General features: G+C 61.6%; 17 protein-coding genes and 1 other RNA gene. 6 read left to right on the top strand and 12 right to left on the bottom strand.

What is annotated here, in order from left to right:
- Positions 1–13: 13 nt before the first annotated feature.
- Genes serC through gyrA form a run of 3 tightly spaced genes read right to left on the bottom strand, consistent with a single transcriptional unit; the run spans position 14 to position 4384 of the window.
- Positions 14–1129 (bottom strand): 3-phosphoserine/phosphohydroxythreonine transaminase, encoded by a 1116-nt coding sequence (serC, locus tag ACZYSP_RS08910; RefSeq protein WP_489014510.1) that lies wholly within the window; start codon positions 1127–1129, stop codon positions 14–16.
- A 22-nt stretch (positions 1130–1151) separates the two neighbouring features.
- On the bottom strand, positions 1152–1742 hold the full coding sequence (locus ACZYSP_RS08905) for a DUF2059 domain-containing protein (RefSeq protein WP_093050116.1): 591 nt from the start codon (positions 1740–1742) through the stop codon (positions 1152–1154).
- A complete protein-coding gene (gene gyrA / locus ACZYSP_RS08900) occupies positions 1739–4384 on the bottom strand; it encodes a DNA gyrase subunit A (protein ID WP_093050119.1) in 2646 nt (881 codons plus the stop codon). The genes ACZYSP_RS08905 and gyrA overlap by 4 nt, the downstream gene beginning before the upstream one ends.
- A gap of 224 nt (positions 4385–4608) precedes the next feature.
- On the opposite strand from gyrA, the gene ompA reads away from it, so the two are divergent.
- From ompA to ssrA, 4 genes are all read left to right on the top strand, one after another.
- The gene (ompA, locus tag ACZYSP_RS08895; protein ID WP_093050122.1) at positions 4609–5259 is read left to right on the top strand and encodes an outer membrane protein OmpA; all 651 of its coding nucleotides are present in this window, start codon (positions 4609–4611) and stop codon (positions 5257–5259) included.
- A gap of 128 nt (positions 5260–5387) precedes the next feature.
- Positions 5388–6122: a bifunctional 2-polyprenyl-6-hydroxyphenol methylase/3-demethylubiquinol 3-O-methyltransferase UbiG gene (ubiG, locus tag ACZYSP_RS08890; RefSeq protein WP_093050125.1), complete on the top strand. Its 735-nt coding sequence runs from the start codon at positions 5388–5390 to the stop codon at positions 6120–6122.
- Entirely contained in the window at positions 6119–6787 is a 669-nt protein-coding gene (locus ACZYSP_RS08885; RefSeq protein WP_489013849.1) for an HAD family hydrolase, read from the top strand. Before ubiG ends, ACZYSP_RS08885 begins: the two co-directional genes overlap by 4 nt.
- Before the next feature lie 12 nt (positions 6788–6799).
- Positions 6800–7184: a transfer-messenger RNA gene (ssrA, locus tag ACZYSP_RS08880) on the top strand.
- A 92-nt stretch (positions 7185–7276) separates the two neighbouring features.
- On the opposite strand, the gene ACZYSP_RS08875 is transcribed toward ssrA, so the two are convergent.
- Positions 7277–8485 (bottom strand): site-specific integrase, encoded by a 1209-nt coding sequence (locus tag ACZYSP_RS08875; RefSeq protein WP_489013847.1) that lies wholly within the window; start codon positions 8483–8485, stop codon positions 7277–7279.
- Positions 8482–8712, bottom strand: a complete 231-nt coding sequence (gene xisR / locus ACZYSP_RS08870) for an excisionase family protein (RefSeq protein WP_489013845.1) — start codon at positions 8710–8712, stop codon at positions 8482–8484. Before xisR ends, ACZYSP_RS08875 begins: the two co-directional genes overlap by 4 nt.
- Before the next feature lie 98 nt (positions 8713–8810).
- On the opposite strand from xisR, the gene ACZYSP_RS08865 reads away from it, so the two are divergent.
- A complete protein-coding gene (locus ACZYSP_RS08865; RefSeq protein WP_489013843.1) occupies positions 8811–9401 on the top strand; it encodes a hypothetical protein in 591 nt (196 codons plus the stop codon).
- A 56-nt stretch (positions 9402–9457) separates the two neighbouring features.
- Here ACZYSP_RS08865 and ACZYSP_RS08860 read toward each other — a convergent pair whose 3' ends face one another.
- The 5 genes from ACZYSP_RS08860 to ACZYSP_RS08840 all read right to left on the bottom strand — a co-directional run bounded on the left by ACZYSP_RS08860 (position 9458) and on the right by ACZYSP_RS08840 (position 12035).
- The gene (locus tag ACZYSP_RS08860; protein ID WP_489013841.1) at positions 9458–9664 is read right to left on the bottom strand and encodes a hypothetical protein; all 207 of its coding nucleotides are present in this window, start codon (positions 9662–9664) and stop codon (positions 9458–9460) included.
- Positions 9661–10473 carry a hypothetical protein gene (locus ACZYSP_RS08855; protein ID WP_489013839.1) on the bottom strand — a complete coding sequence of 271 codons (813 nt, stop codon included), beginning with the start codon at positions 10471–10473 and terminating at the stop codon, positions 9661–9663. Before ACZYSP_RS08855 ends, ACZYSP_RS08860 begins: the two co-directional genes overlap by 4 nt.
- Positions 10470–10940, bottom strand: coding sequence for a hypothetical protein (locus ACZYSP_RS08850; RefSeq protein ID WP_489013837.1), 471 nt, complete (start codon positions 10938–10940; stop codon positions 10470–10472). Before ACZYSP_RS08850 ends, ACZYSP_RS08855 begins: the two co-directional genes overlap by 4 nt.
- 148 nt (positions 10941–11088) lie before the next feature.
- The gene (locus ACZYSP_RS08845; RefSeq protein WP_489013835.1) at positions 11089–11859 is read right to left on the bottom strand and encodes a BRO-N domain-containing protein; all 771 of its coding nucleotides are present in this window, start codon (positions 11857–11859) and stop codon (positions 11089–11091) included.
- Positions 11856–12035: an Arc family DNA-binding protein gene (locus ACZYSP_RS08840; RefSeq protein WP_489013833.1), complete on the bottom strand. Its 180-nt coding sequence runs from the start codon at positions 12033–12035 to the stop codon at positions 11856–11858. The genes ACZYSP_RS08845 and ACZYSP_RS08840 overlap by 4 nt, the downstream gene beginning before the upstream one ends.
- A gap of 94 nt (positions 12036–12129) precedes the next feature.
- Here ACZYSP_RS08840 and ACZYSP_RS08835 point away from each other — a divergent pair, with 94 nt between their 5' ends.
- On the top strand, positions 12130–12711 hold the full coding sequence (locus ACZYSP_RS08835) for a hypothetical protein (RefSeq protein WP_489013831.1): 582 nt from the start codon (positions 12130–12132) through the stop codon (positions 12709–12711).
- A gap of 224 nt (positions 12712–12935) precedes the next feature.
- On the opposite strand, the gene ACZYSP_RS08830 is transcribed toward ACZYSP_RS08835, so the two are convergent.
- Together ACZYSP_RS08830 and ACZYSP_RS08825 are read right to left on the bottom strand one after the other, a co-directional pair.
- On the bottom strand, positions 12936–13133 hold the full coding sequence (locus ACZYSP_RS08830; protein ID WP_489013829.1) for a helix-turn-helix transcriptional regulator: 198 nt from the start codon (positions 13131–13133) through the stop codon (positions 12936–12938).
- A gap of 565 nt (positions 13134–13698) precedes the next feature.
- On the bottom strand, positions 13699–14325 hold the full coding sequence (locus tag ACZYSP_RS08825) for a hypothetical protein (RefSeq protein WP_489013827.1): 627 nt from the start codon (positions 14323–14325) through the stop codon (positions 13699–13701).
- Positions 14326–14567: the final 242 nt, after the last annotated feature.

Genomic DNA, 14567 nt, shown 5'->3' with positions numbered 1-14567 from the left:
GCTGGGCATGCGCCTAGGCATGCGATCGCTCGAATTCTCGCATGTAGGCCACAAGTGCCTGCACCCCTGCCAGCGGCATGGCGTTGTAAATGCTCGCGCGCATGCCGCCGACCGACTTATGGCCCTTGAGCTGCAGCAGCCCGGCTTCGCGCGCGCCGGCCAGGAAAGCCTCGTTGCGGCCTTCGTCGGCCAGGAAGAACGGCACGTTCATGCGCGAGCGGCAGCCCGGATCGATCCGGTTGGCGTAGAAGTCGGAGCCGTCGATGAAGTCGTACAGCAGCTTCGCCTTCGCGATGTTGCGCTGCTCCATGGCGGCCACGCCGGTGTGCGCGCCTTCGGTCTGCTGCAACAGCCATTGGAATGTGAGCCCCGCCATGTAGATGCCCCAGGTCGGCGGGGTGTTGTACATGGAGTGGTTGTCAGCCACGGTCTTGTAGTTGAACGCGCTCGGGCAGATCTCGAGCGCGTGGCCCAGCAGGTCGTCGCGCACGACCACGATGGTCAGGCCGGCAGGGCCGAGGTTCTTTTGTGCGCCGCCGAAGGCCAGGCCCACGCGGCTCCAGTCGACGCTGCGCGAGGCAACGTGCGAGGAGAAATCGATGACCAGCGGGGCGTTGCTGCCGAGCGCGGCCAGATCGGGCAACTGCTGGAACTCGATGCCGTTGATGGTCTCGTTCGAGCACACGTGCACGTACGAAGCATCCTTGGAGAGCTGCCAGGTCGTAGGGTCGGGCAGCTTCGTGTGCTGGTCGTCGGCGTTGCTCGCGACAACGCGCGCTGTACAGTAGCGCTGCGCTTCCTTGTGCGACTTGATGCTCCAGCTGCCGGTGATGACGAAGTCGGCGGTTTTGCCGCGCGACAGGTTCAACGGCACGATGGCGTTCTCGCCCAGTCCGCCGCCCTGCATGAACAGGACCTGGAAGTGCGAGGGAATGGCCAGCAGCGTGCGGATGTCGGCTTCGGCCTGGGTGCAGATCGCACCGAATTCCTTGCCGCGATGGCTCATTTCCATCACGCTCATGCCGCTGCCCTGCCAGTCGAGCATTTCGGCGGCGGCGCGTTGCAGCACCGCCTCCGGCATGGCAGCCGGACCGGCCGAGAAGTTGTGGGGGCGCTTGCCGGCCGGCATCTGCTGCTGGGTCACGTTGCTTTTACTTCTTGGCTGGGGCCTTGGCAGGTGCCTTGGCGGGAGCGGAGCCTTGGGCAGCGCCATCGGTCGGTGCGCCGAGTGCCTTGGCGACTGCGGTGTCGAGCGCGCGCATCTTGGGTTCGACCGTGGTGCGCGTGTCGGCCACGAGCTTTTCCGTCAGTGCGGTCTGCATCTTCGGGTTCAGGTCCTGGTACTTTTTGCTCAGGGGCGAGTTGATCCAGGCCAGCAGCTGCTTGAGTTCGTCTTCGTTGAAGTTCTGCTCCATCAGCGGGGTGAGGGCGCCCGGGGCCAGTTGAACGGCCTTGTCGCGAACGATGGGGTAGGTTTCGTCGAAGTACTTCTTCAGCTCGGCGTCGGCAGCCTTGGCGGCAGCTTCGCGCTTGGCTTCAGGCACTTGCGTCTGCAGGTATTGCGAACCCGCTTGTGCGATCGGAGCGCTCGATTGCTCGACAAGGCCGCGTGCCAGCGATTCGATACCGGGGCGCTGGATGTCGATGAACTGCTTGATGAGCGTGGCCTTGTCCTGGGCCATGGCGGCCATCGAACTGCTTGCCAGGGCGACCGTCAGAAGTGCGAGTTTGATTTTTTTCACTGAGGATTCTCCGTTGAAGATGAGGAAGTATCGTCCGCGTCAGGCTCGCTTTCGCCGTTCGCGTCGTTTTCGACGATACGTTGTAGCCCGCTGAGTTTGGCGCCTTCGTCGAGTCCGATCAGCGTAACGCCTTGCGTCGCGCGACCAAGTTCACGAATTTCGGCAACCCGGGTGCGCACCAGCACGCCCTTGTCGGTGATGAGCATGATCTCATCATCCGCATGCACGAGAGTGGCAGCAACGACCTTGCCGTTGCGCTCACTCTGTTGAATGGCGATCATGCCTTTGGTTCCCCGGCCGTGGCGGGTGTATTCCGTAATGCTTGTTCGCTTTCCGTAACCATTTTCCGTGGCCGTGAGCACGCTTTGCTGCTCATCTTCGGCAACCAGCATGGCAATCACGCCCTGTCCGGGGTCGAGCGACATGCCGCGCACGCCACGGGCATTGCGGCCCAGCGGGCGGACGTCTTCCTCGTCGAAGCGCACGGCCTTGCCACCGTCGCTGAAGAGCATGACGTCGTGCTTGCCGTCGGTCAGTGCCGCGCCGATCAGGTAGTCGCCCTCATCGAGGTTCACGGCAATGATGCCGCCCTTGCGCGGGTTGTTGAACTCGTCGAGCGCCGTCTTCTTGACCGTGCCCATCGAGGTCGCCATGAACACGTACTGGTCGGCCGGGAAGTTGCGCTTTTCACCCGTCAGCGCGAGCGCGACGTTGATCTTTTCGCCTTCCTGCAGCGGGAACATGTTGACGATGGGACGCCCGCGCGAGCCGCGCGAACCCGCCGGCACTTCCCACACCTTGAGCCAGTACAGCCGGCCGCGGTTGGAGAAGCACAGGATGTAGTCGTGCGTGTTGGCGATGAAGAGCTGGTCGATCCAGTCGTCGTCCTTGGTGGCGGTGGCCTGCTTGCCGCGGCCGCCGCGTTTCTGCGCGCGGTATTCGCCCAGCGGCTGGCTCTTGATGTAGCCGCTGTGCGAGAGCGTCACGACCATGTCGGTCGGCGTGATCAGGTCTTCGGTCGATAGGTCGTAGGCGCTGTGCTCGACCAGGCTGCGGCGCGCGCCGACCTTCGACTGGCCGAACTCCTGCTTGATGGTGCCGAGCTCGTCGCCAATGATGGTGGAGACGCGCTCAGGCTTGGCCAGGATGTCGAGCAGGTCGTCGATCTCGGCCATCACGTCCTTGTACTCGGCCACGATCTTGTCCTGCTCGAGGCCGGTCAGGCGCTGCAAGCGCATCTGCAGGATTTCCTGGGCTTGCGTTTCCGACAGGCGATAGAGGCCGTCGCCGCCCATGCCGAAATTGCGCTCGAGGCCTTCGGGGCGGTAGTCGTCGGCGTTGATCACACCGCCGTCGGCGCGCGTGCGCGTGAGCATTTCGCGCACCAGCTTGCTGTCCCAGCTGCGGGTCATCAGCTCGGCCTTGGCGACGGGCGGTGTCGGCGATTCACGGATGATGCGGATGAACTCGTCGATGTTGGCCAGCGCCACTGCGAGGCCTTCGAGCACGTGGCCGCGTTCGCGGGCCTTGCGCAGCGTGAAGACGGTGCGGCGCGTGACCACTTCGCGGCGGTGCTGCAGGAAGACCTGGATCAGGTCCTTCAGGTTGCACAGCTTGGGCTGGCCGTCGACCAGCGCCACCATGTTGATGCCGAAGGTGTCCTGCAGCTGCGTCTGCTTGTAGAGGTTGTTGAGCACCACCTCGGGCACTTCGCCGCGCTTGAGCTCGATCACCAGGCGCATGCCCGACTTGTCGGACTCGTCCTGGATGTGGCTGATGCCTTCGATCTTCTTCTCGTGCACCAGCTCGGCCATGCGCTCCTGCAGCGTCTTCTTGTTGACCTGGTAGGGAAGCTCGTCGACGATGATCGCCTGGCGCTGGCCGCGGTCGATGTCCTCGAAGTGGCACTTGGCGCGCATCACGACCTTGCCGCGGCCGGTGCGGTAGCCGTCCTTCACGCCGTTGATGCCGTAGATGATGCCGGCGGTGGGGAAGTCGGGCGCCGGCACGATTTCCATCAGCTCGTCGATGCTGGCTTCGGGGTTGCGCAGCAGGTGCAGGCAGGCGTCGACAACCTCATTCAGGTTGTGCGGCGGAATATTGGTGGCCATGCCGACCGCAATACCGCCGGAGCCATTGACCAGCAAATTCGGCAGCTGGCTCGGCAGCACCTTCGGCTCTTTTTCGGAGCCGTCGTAATTGTCCTGAAAGTCGACAGTTTCCTTGTCGATATCGGCCAGCATTTCGTGCGCAATTTTGGCCAGCCGGATTTCCGTATACCGCATTGCGGCCGCGTTGTCTCCATCGACCGACCCGAAGTTGCCCTGGCCGTCGACCAGCATATGGCGCATCGAGAAGTCCTGGGCCAGGCGCACGATGGTGTCGTAGACCGACTGGTCTCCGTGCGGGTGGTACTTACCGATGACGTCGCCGACGATACGGGCCGACTTCTTGTATGGCCGGTTCCAGTCGTTGTTGAGTTCGTGCATCGCGTACAGCACGCGGCGGTGCACAGGCTTGAGGCCGTCGCGGGCATCGGGAAGCGCTCGGCCCACGATCACGCTCATGGCGTAGTCGAGATAGCTGCTGCGCATTTCCTCTTCGAGACTGATGGGCAGGGTTTCTTTTGCGAAGGAGGTCATGAGCGAGGGGCTGGCGGCAGGAAGGCGAAATTTTACGCTGTGAGGGGTGTCGCACCGCCGCAACACAAGGCGCCTATTCCGCCTCCGTCCTACGCTTCGGGGCCGTCCAGCGGCCTGTTTGCCAAAGACCCTATGGCACAATCGCCTCAACGTTTTGGGTGGTGGTCACTTAAAGCGTCCTTGATTCGCAGCGCGGCTGCGGCTTTTTCCCCAAGAGGAGAACCATGAAGAAACTGAATAAAGTGGCGATGATGTTTGCAGTCGCTGCGCTCGCCACTGCCGCCGGCGCGCAGACCCGTGTCACCGCTGCGGACGGCGGTCCTACGATCGACAACTGGCAAAACGGCACCGGCGAACTGGTCTGGAAGAACGGCACGAATGAACTGTGCTGGCGCGATGCCAACTGGACGCCGGCTACGGCTGCCGCTGGTTGCGACGGTGCTCTGGTTCCTGCTGCTCCGGCTGCTGCTGCTCCGGCTGCTGCTGCCCCGGCTGCCCCGGCCGCACCGCAAGTCGCTGCCAACAAGGTGACCTTCGCTGCCGACGCATTCTTCGACTTCGACAAGTCGGTTCTGAAGCCTGAAGGTCGCGCCAAGCTGACCGATCTGGTCGAGAAGATCCGTGGCGTCAACCTCGAAGTCATCATCGCTGTGGGCCACACCGACTCGATCGGTACGGACGCCTACAACCAGCGTCTGTCGGTGCGTCGCGCCGAAGCCGTCAAGGCCTTCCTGGTCTCGAAGGGCATCGAACGCAACCGCGTCTACACCGAAGGCAAGGGCGAGAAGCAGCCTGTGGCTGACAACCGCACCAAGGAAGGCCGCGCCAAGAACCGTCGCGTGGAAATCGAAGTGGTCGGCACCCGCGCCAACTAATCAATCGATTCCATCGATCATGAAAACCCCGCCTCGGCGGGGTTTTTTTATGGCTGTCGAATTCGTGATTGATCTTTGGCAAAGCCCGCGCGGTGTTTATTGGACATTGCTCGTTTCATAATCGCTGCATGACAGAAAACGTGAATGCGGATCCGGCCGAACTGGCCAAGTTTTCAGAGCTCGCGCATCGCTGGTGGGATTTGGAAAGCGAATTCCGCCCGCTGCATGAAATCAATCCATTGCGCCTGGAATGGATTGACGGTATTGCACCTATTTCGCAGCGCCGCGTACTCGATATCGGCTGCGGCGGCGGCATCCTGGCTGATTCGATGGCGCGCAAGGGGGCCGACGTGCTGGGTATCGACCTCGCGGGCAAGGCGCTCAAGGTCGCGCAGCTGCATGCGCTCGAGGCCGGTACCCGCGGCGTGAAGTACCGTGAGATCAGCGCGGAGGCGCTGGCAGCCGAGCAGCCGGGCAGCTTCGACGTCGTCACCTGCATGGAGATGCTCGAGCATGTGCCGCAGCCAGCCTCGGTGATCCAGGCCTGCGCTACGCTGGTCAAGCCGGGTGGCTGGGTGTTCTTCTCGACGATAAACCGCAGCTTGAAGTCCTTCATGCTGGCGATCGTGGGCGCCGAGTATGTTCTCGGCATGCTGCCGCGTGGGACTCATGAATATGCGAAGCTGATCCGGCCCAGCGAGTTGGCTGGATACTGCCGCGCAGCGGGTCTGGACCTGCGGCACACCCGCGGCATGGAGCACAACCCCCTGACCCGGCGCTATTGGCTCAGCGGCGACACCAGCGTCAACTATATGTTCGCCACGCAGAAGCCGGCCGAACTGAAGTCGGAATCGCAAGGATGATGGGCATCGAGACGAAAGCCGTGCTGTTCGACCTCGACGGCACGCTGATCGACAGCGCGCCCGATCTGGGCGCCGCAGCCGACAAGATGCGCACTGAGCGCGGCCTCGATTCGTACCCGCTGGAGCGTTACCGTCCCATGGCTGGTGCGGGCGCGCGCGGCATGCTCGGCGTGGCGTTCGGCATCACGCCAGAATCGCCGGAGTTTCCTGAGCTGCGCGAAGAGTTCTTCGTGACCTACGAGCGCCGCATGCTGCTCAACACGCAGGTGTTCGATGGCGTCCAAGCGCTCATCGAGGCGCTGCGCGAGCGCGGCCTCTTGTGGGGTGTCGTCACCAACAAGTCGATGCGCTTCACCGATCCGCTGACGCGCGCCATTCCGCTTTTCGCGAGTGCGGGCGCGGTTGTGAGCGGCGACACCACGCCGTTTGCCAAGCCGCATCCCGAGCCCTTGCATGAAGCTGCGCGCCGGCTTGGCGTGGCATCGCGGGCATGCATCTACGTCGGCGACGACGAGCGCGACATCATCGCGGGCCGCGCTGCAGGCATGCGCACGGTCGCAGCCACCTACGGCTACATGGGGACACAGGCCGATTCGGAGCTCTGGCAGGCCGATGCTTCAATCTCTTCGCCCCTTGAACTCTTGAAGTTACTCAATAGCGCCTAAAATGAGTCGCTTGGGGCTGCACTGGTTTCGACGTGGGTTCGGAGTCGCAGCGGGGCATGTCGAGCTGAATGCGCTCGTAAAACAGATTCAAACAAACTAACTGCAAACGACGAACGTTTCGCACTCGCTGCTTAATTGCCAGTGAGCCTTGCAACAGTTGGCCGATGGGCTGGGCAAGGGGGTCTGGAGCAATCCTGACCTCCCGGCTGCAAGGATAATTACATGGGCTGGCTCCGATCCGGGTACCTTGGGTCGGGGCGAGAAAATAGGGTGCTGGCGTCCGGTTTAGCGTGTGACTGCGCGACTCCGGAAGCGAGACTTAAATCAGATCACTAAACATGTAGAACTGCGCGATGAAGGCTTGCGGACGGGGGTTCAAATCCCCCCAGCTCCACCAAATTTCTAGAGCCAAGTCCAATTAAATCAAGGACTTACGAAAAGGCTCTCCGTCTCGGACCGTCACTCACCGTCTCGGGATTCACACACTTCTCACACGCGATTCGCACCTGAATCGCTCGCGTCGCCGACCTCCGGCAGACCAGGCAGATGCTCCCGACCGTACTTTACCTGCGGTCGGTCGAAGCCCAGAGTGGCGCCTTGCTCGACCCACCGGCCGTAGTTCCTGATCACCATCTCCGTCGTCTTGTGGCCGAGCAGCTTGGCAATGTACGCCGGGTTCTCGCCCTGGCTCAGCAGTTGGCTCGCGAACGTGTGCCGCATCTGGTACGGATTGCGATAGCTGGCCATGGCCTTCTTGCAGGTGCGCTGCCACAGCCGCAGCAGCGACTGGTCCGTCCATTCCTTGTCGTTGCGCGGGTTCATGAAGACCCGACCACCAGCTTTCTCGGTGCGTTGCCGTTGATCCTCAAGCGCCTGGCGGGCGGCAAGAAGCAGCGGGATGGTGCGCACGCCGGCACGCGTCTTCGTGCCTTTTTCCTCGCCCTCGACGACAGCCCTGTGGACGCGCACAGTCCCGGCCTGCAGATCGATGTCGGCCCAGGTCAGCGCGATCAACTCGCTCGTTCTGACACCCGTGTATGCCCAGAACTGAAATGCCGCCCGCTCGGCGCCGGTCATGCTGACCAGCAGCGGCACTAGCTCTTCCACGCTGTACGGCTGCGGCTCGTAGTCCGTGTGGAGCGTGTCCCGCGGCAGGATCCGCGACAGCTTTAGCCGGTCGAGCGGGTTGAAGTCGATCACTTCGTCGGCCAGTGCTTCCGACAAGGCGTTGCGCAGCGGAAGAAGCAGGTTGCTCATGCGCTTGCGCGTGACCTTCTGCAGTGCGATCCACTCTCGCAATGTGCCCGTGCTCAAGGCTTGGACCTGCAGGTGCCCGAACTGCGGGATCAGGATGTTGTCGATGGCCATTCGGTAGCCGCGCCAGGTGCTGGGCTGCAGCGATGCCTTCGAGCGTTCGCGGTATCCCTCCAGCAGCTGCTTGATGGTCGCGTCCTTGCCCTTCGCCGAGCCGTGGCCGAACACCCGGCATTTCGCCGAAGACGGGAAGTAGTCGTTGTACCGGAACGTCCCGTGTTCTATCTTGCGCAGGATCTCGCCGCGCAGTCGTTCGGCGTAGCGCAGGTTTTCGCGCGTGCCGGGCAGGTCCAGCGTCTCGCGACACTGCACCCCCTGGAAGCTGAAGGCGATGCGGATAACCTCTTTGCGTTTGCGCTTGAGGACCGTGATCCCCTGGCTCACGCCTTGGCCTTGCGCTTGCTCGACACGTCGGGCTTGCGGCCCGCGGCCCAGTCGTTCACTGCGCGCACGTTGACCCACGACTGCTTGCTGCCATCGGGGTGGCGCACATGCACATCGCGCAGCCAGTGCCCGCTGCGCACGCGCTTATCGACAGCATCGGCCGTCTCGCCGAAGAGCTCGCAGTAGCGGCTCATAGGGACCCATTCGAGGGCGACGACGTTTGTCATGCGACCACTCCGAGCGGCGCTATGCTGCTTTCACGATCAGGCATATACCTAGGGGAACTATGACGGCAGCGGATCCGGTGCAGATGTACGTGAATCGCATGGGCGAACTCAAGAAGCGCTTTGTCGCCGTGGAGGCAGTGCTTCAAGCGAACCCTGGCCTTGGTGCGGACGCAGTACCCCAGGCGGACTGGTATGCGCTCGAGAGCGTTTGTCTCCAGCTTCGAAAGATTCTGGAACTGATCGCGTTCAGCGGCTTGCTTGCGCACAAGTCGAAATACGAACAGGCGCACGAAGATTTTCTGACCCATATGTTCGTCACGAAGATCGCTCGCAGGCTCGATGCTATCCACCCCCGCTGGTTTCCAGAGCACGTCACGATCACAACGATCGGTGATGGAAAGACGCAGGCGGGCGTGACGCCCACCGCTTCCGGCTTTAATCGAAAGGTCTGGGCACAACTCTACGACCAGATGAGCGAAATCTTGCACGTCAACAATCCCTTCGCCGGACGAACTGTCGTGCATGCAACTTGGCGCATTCCGGAGACGGTCGCACGGTTGAAGCGGCACATGCAGACCCATCTGGTGCACATTGTCGATGGGCCCTCCTTGATCGGAGACCTTGGGACTTGGCCCGCTGGCCGCTGTCAGGTTCACGAGGCCACCGTTGCGGATCCCGACAGCCTTTGAGTTACCTATCCAGCTCGTCAACACTTGCTGCTTTGTGCTGGTGCAGGCTGGGTACTTCATCGCTTCCCATCCTCCGCCATGACGGCGCGCACGATGGCATTGCGCAGGCCCACCCGCGCGGTTCTGGGCAGCGTCTCCCAGAGAGTCGGGTGCTCGGTGTCGATGTGCTCCATCACGGTGAAGGCCACCATGTCGGCATCGATCGTGCCTTGGGGCTTGGGCACCAGGCGCAGCGCTGGCTTGCGGGTGGTGGCGGTGCTCACGGCAGGCTCCCCACGTTGTCGTCGAGCAGTTCCTTGGCCAACACCAGCAGGGCGAGCGCGCCTTGGGCCGCAAGGTCCGGCGCTTCGTCGGTTACGAGCGTCAGGACTTCGATTGCCTCGTGAAGCGCGCAACTCGCGTACTCGCAGTTGTCGCGCGTGTTGGTTTCGTCCGCGGCGCTAGTGGCATCGACCGCGACCTTCACCAGCGAGCGTGCGCCGTAAGCGGCTCCGGTGTTCATTTCCGATACGCGAGAGTCGAGGATCGCGAATGCTTCGATGGTCCTCTCGTAGGCATCGAAAATGCGGCCCGCTGCGTCTTCGGTCGTCGCGGCTGCCGGTGAACGTGCTGCAAGATCGCTGTCGCCCCGGTCGGCTTCGGCGATGTCCGCGCGGTGCGGCAGTACGTCACCCATGCCGGTGAAGTCCATCAGGGTGTTCGCTTCGTCGAGCAGCACCCATGCTTCGCGCAGCGTGTCCTCGATGACCTGCCCGCGAGACAGGGCGATCACGCCGTCGATTGCTGCAAGCGATGTGAACATGCCAGTGTAGGCCGCGTCGGTGTCGTTGCGCGTCAGGGGCTGTCGGTACATGGGGGCGATGGCCGGTGGCAGCATGTCTTCGATGACTGCGCGCAGAAGTACATCTGCAGCATCACCAGGGTCCGTCATCTCAACCGACTGGTGTGCGAGCTGCAGTTTTTCCTGGCCGAGCTTGAGGTTGGAGAAGATCGCATCCAGTCGCGTCTGCAGTGCACTCTTCGTTGCCTTCGGCGCGACCTTGGCGCGGGGCTTGTCGAGGACGGCGCTCATTGCATCACCTCGCCGTTCGTCAGTTCGCCGATCGCGCACTTGGTGAGTTTCTCGACAGTCCAGTAGCACATCGAGAGGTAGCGATCTCCCAATCGGAATCCACGCTTTCCGTTGAAGAGCTCGTCGCGGGACTGCGCGTCGAGATGGCTAGCAAGAGAATTGGCGTGCTGGATTACTGTCCGCGCGCCGTCCGTGGCACCAGCCATGACGGCGTGCACGTTGGCCGCAGCGAGCAGACTTGCGACGCACTGGACCATCCCTGCGATGCCGGGCGCATCGCTCGGCTCGTCGAACGATCCGTCTCCGCCGAAGTTGTGGGAGAGAAGTCCGGAGATCATCTCTGCCTGTTGCAGGAGATCAACCAGATGGTCGTTGTCACCCTCAGGCATCGCGGCCAGATATGGACCCACGGGGGGGTAAGGTGGCAGGGTTGCACCTGCCAGCGGGGGCGTGGCATCATTCGACATGATTCGTTTCCTTGTTAGAGGGGTTTCGGGTCACAGAAGTCGTCATGCGGGTCCAAGCGCATGGCGACTTCGCCTTTTGGGGAGCTCTCGACCAAAGATACAGAGAGCGCAGAGAGTTCGTCTAGGTTGCTGGCGAATATTTCTGATTTCAAGCGGCCTCCTTCTCGGGGCCGAGTAGCGGCAGCACGTTGGGGCTCCACTTCACTTGCTGAATCGGAACGCCGCTGCCATGCTTCTTGCCGGTGTCCAGGATGCGCGCGAACTCGCGGCCGGCATCGGTGACCTCCCAGACATCGCCGCGCTTCATCTGCATGCCGGCCTCGGCGAGCAGCAGGTTCACGCCGCGAGCACTGGCACCGATGCGCTTGCCCAACTCGGTCGGCGTGAAGAACTGGGTGTCCTGCTTTTCGGCTTCGAGATGTACTTGACCGAGACCTTCAAGCAGGTTCACGTCGGTGAGCTTGCGCACCATCTGGTTGGCGCTGATCGCCGCGGCGTTCTTGTCGCAGCCGAGCAGACGGGCCACACGGAACAGCGGCGGGAATGCTTTGGCGGCGTCGTAGGCCAGCCGGACAGGCGATGGCGCTACCTTCGGTGCCGTGTAGCTGCCGGTCTTGCGGATCGAGGGCAGCACCTCCTCGAACACCCAACGCTCGAAACGCTCAGCCGCGGGCAGGGAGCTGTTCACGATTAAGCGCAGCATGTCGGGTTCGGAGATGACCCGCAGATCTTGCACCCCGCCGCCTGTTTGAAGGGGGCGGCGATTCACCGCTCCCTTGCAGTGCTGCTGAATCGCGTCGTTTGGACGAGCGTAGCCCAGGGCCTCGGCGACATCTTTGCCGACAAAGTAGGGCTCGCCGTCGATCTCGAGCGCCCGGATGTTTGCGCCTTCGAAGGTGTAGGGAACGATGTTGCTCATTGCTGTCCTTTCGGATTAGGGGAATGCGGAGCGCGTTTGTCCTTGAAGGTCACCCGAAGGCGATGCAGGATTTCGGCGTTGTATGAGCGCCCCTCCTCTTTTGCTGCGGCATGCAGCGATGCATGAAGCTCTGCCGGGAGGCGTAGCGCAGTCTTCACAAAGGTCTTTTGGCTCATTTGGTGTTTCCATCATGGAGGCGTTTTGCGGAATGTACAGTGCTTCCGTCATGGAGGCAATATCCGACAATAGCGAAGGGACTATCATGGAGGCATGGCAACTCGACTCGACCAAAGCGAATTCGTGAAAACGGCTCTTCGGCTGCCGCCTGCTTTGCATGCGGCAGTGCATGACGCGGCAGAAGAGTCGGGGCGCTCGTACAACGCGCAGTTGATCGCGCTGATTGAGGCGGGTCTTAACCCCAAAGACGACGACGCTGCGATCCGAGCTATGGCTGTGACACTTGCTGCTGCAGAGCACGAGGTGGCCGGGCTGACGCTCGTCGCCTACACGCGTTTGCTTGACTTGGTGCTCGTCTGCTACTCGATGGATGAATTGCTCGACGTGCTGAAAGAACTGGGCATCGAAGACGCCATATCCGAACAGGAAGTAGCCGATTTCAAAGAAATCGCCGAGCAGGCATACGAAGAAATGAGCGATGCCGGCGAGGTGGACGCGAGGACGCTTTTGGACGGAATACTGGCGGCAGAGAAACGTATGATGTCTGCCCAAAAAGCACTTAGACCCACGCCAGCAAAAACGCTGAAACAAGAGCGCGTAATCAAGGTCATGAAGCAAAGGGCCGCCAATCAAGCAAAGCCGCGAAAGAATGCCCGCGTCTCGCTGAAAAACTGAGCGTTCGGTCCCTGGTATCGGTGCCTTGTCGTTAGTTTTCAATGGTGAGCGCATGGTTTGCAGCGTATGACGAGCCGCCAAACATTGCGACCCACTGAAAAGTCGCTTTTCAGTAACTCGCAATTCCTCGCGAGATGTGGCATGCCCAGCCACATCTTCGGGACGACGCCCAGCGCTCCGCCGACGGTGTCCCGTCATGATCGTGTTCATGATTGGTTCCCCGCTTAGAGGGAAGCGATCAACTTGTCGATGTCGGATGCGCGCCAGGCACTTGTGCGCGGGCCGAGCTTGATGGCGGCGGGGTAGCGGCCGTCCTTGATGCCCTTCCACCAGGAAGCCCGGCCAACCGGTACTTTGGTGAGGACTTCAGGGAGGCGCAGCAGCCTGTCGGCTGGCGGTGCGGAATCAGGTTCGCGGGTCATAGGTGCTTTCAAGTAAGCGGCCAAACATTCCCCGGACCCGGTTAAACTTTTCCTCGTCTCCCCAGACGGGTGCCAGTTCTTTCGGGTTCGGGTGCTCAAGAGGGCCGCTTGCGTTGATCGCTTGCGGCCCTTGCCTTTTGGACAATCGGTGTAGGTAAAAACAGTTGAGTTGGTCCAAGTAGGTATCGCAAATGCTACTCCTGTGCCGGAGTCGGGCGTGGCGACGAGGCCGTGAATAACTACGAAATGGATCGAATTGCACCCTCCGCTCTGCAGTGGCGGCGCGTCCGTTGGGCTTGTGAAACGGAACGTCGTCGTCCATGTCGTCGAATAGAAGCTTGGCCGCAGCTGAAAGCTTCTGCCACCGATTGCCCACCGGCTGCGAAGCATCTGCATCTCTTCGACGCGGATTTCGGTGGTGGACTTGTCGATACCGATCTGGTAGCCGTGCTTACGCAGTGAGAAACGCCGTAGACCGTCACTGTGATCGCCTCGCGGAAGTTTGTCCGCGGTGCATCCGACGTGCTGCGGTATGGGGCGACTGTGCCGTGCAAGGTGGCGCAAGTCACTCCCTGCTTGCTGGCTGACCGTCCGGTTTGCTAGTAAGCGGGGTATCTTTCAGCCATACCTCGCGCAGTTGCTTCTCGGTGACCGCAACTCCAAATTCGTTCTTGAGGCGGCGAACGTAGTCACGGGCGAACGCAGATTTGTTGTGGTCATAGGCCGGTCGGTGCGCATGCCATTCCGCGATCACGAACTCCTTTGCATCCTTGGTTTTGATGTGCCGACGATTGGCCGATTTCCTTGCGGATGCGCGCCGCTTTTCAGCATCGCGCACGTACTCAAAGCACTCGAACAGTTGCTCATGCAGAACAAAGCACTCCACAGCGCCGGCTCTTCCCCAGTCGAGTTCGGCCATGCGGCCCAAGAGCACAAGCCCATAGGCTGAGAGCTCGGGAAGGCATTCCGAGGGCTCATCCAAAAAGTCGCCCACGTAGTTGTATTGAATAACAACCTCGAGGAGCTTGGCGAGCGGCTCGTCCGAACCAAATCCGAGGCGGTCCAGGCAATCAAAGAACGTGTCACGGTACATCTCGAAGTACGACGCAATCGAGTCGTCGTCGACCTTGATGCCGTTCAGAGTGCGGTAGTCGTACAGCAGCCGACGCGCTTCCTTCAGGTCGAAGTGCATGGCGCGGATTGGGGCTACGGATGACGGTTCTTGATCACACCCGTGATATTGCCATCAACACGAAGGGAGGGGGTTGATGGTGCTCGTTTATCCTAGCGCTGCAGGCGCGGCAGCTTGGCGATACTAATCAAGGCCAACGATTTAGGAACCTATGGCCGAGCACCTCGGCCAGCGCGGAAAGCCATATCGAACTCGGGTCAACATGAATGTACGCTACGAGGCGAATTACTGAACGACCATCG

This window comes from Variovorax sp. F042 (genome assembly GCF_057814215.1).
Note: the sequence above shows the minus strand (reverse complement) of the source record. Positions and strands in the feature narration are given on the sequence as shown.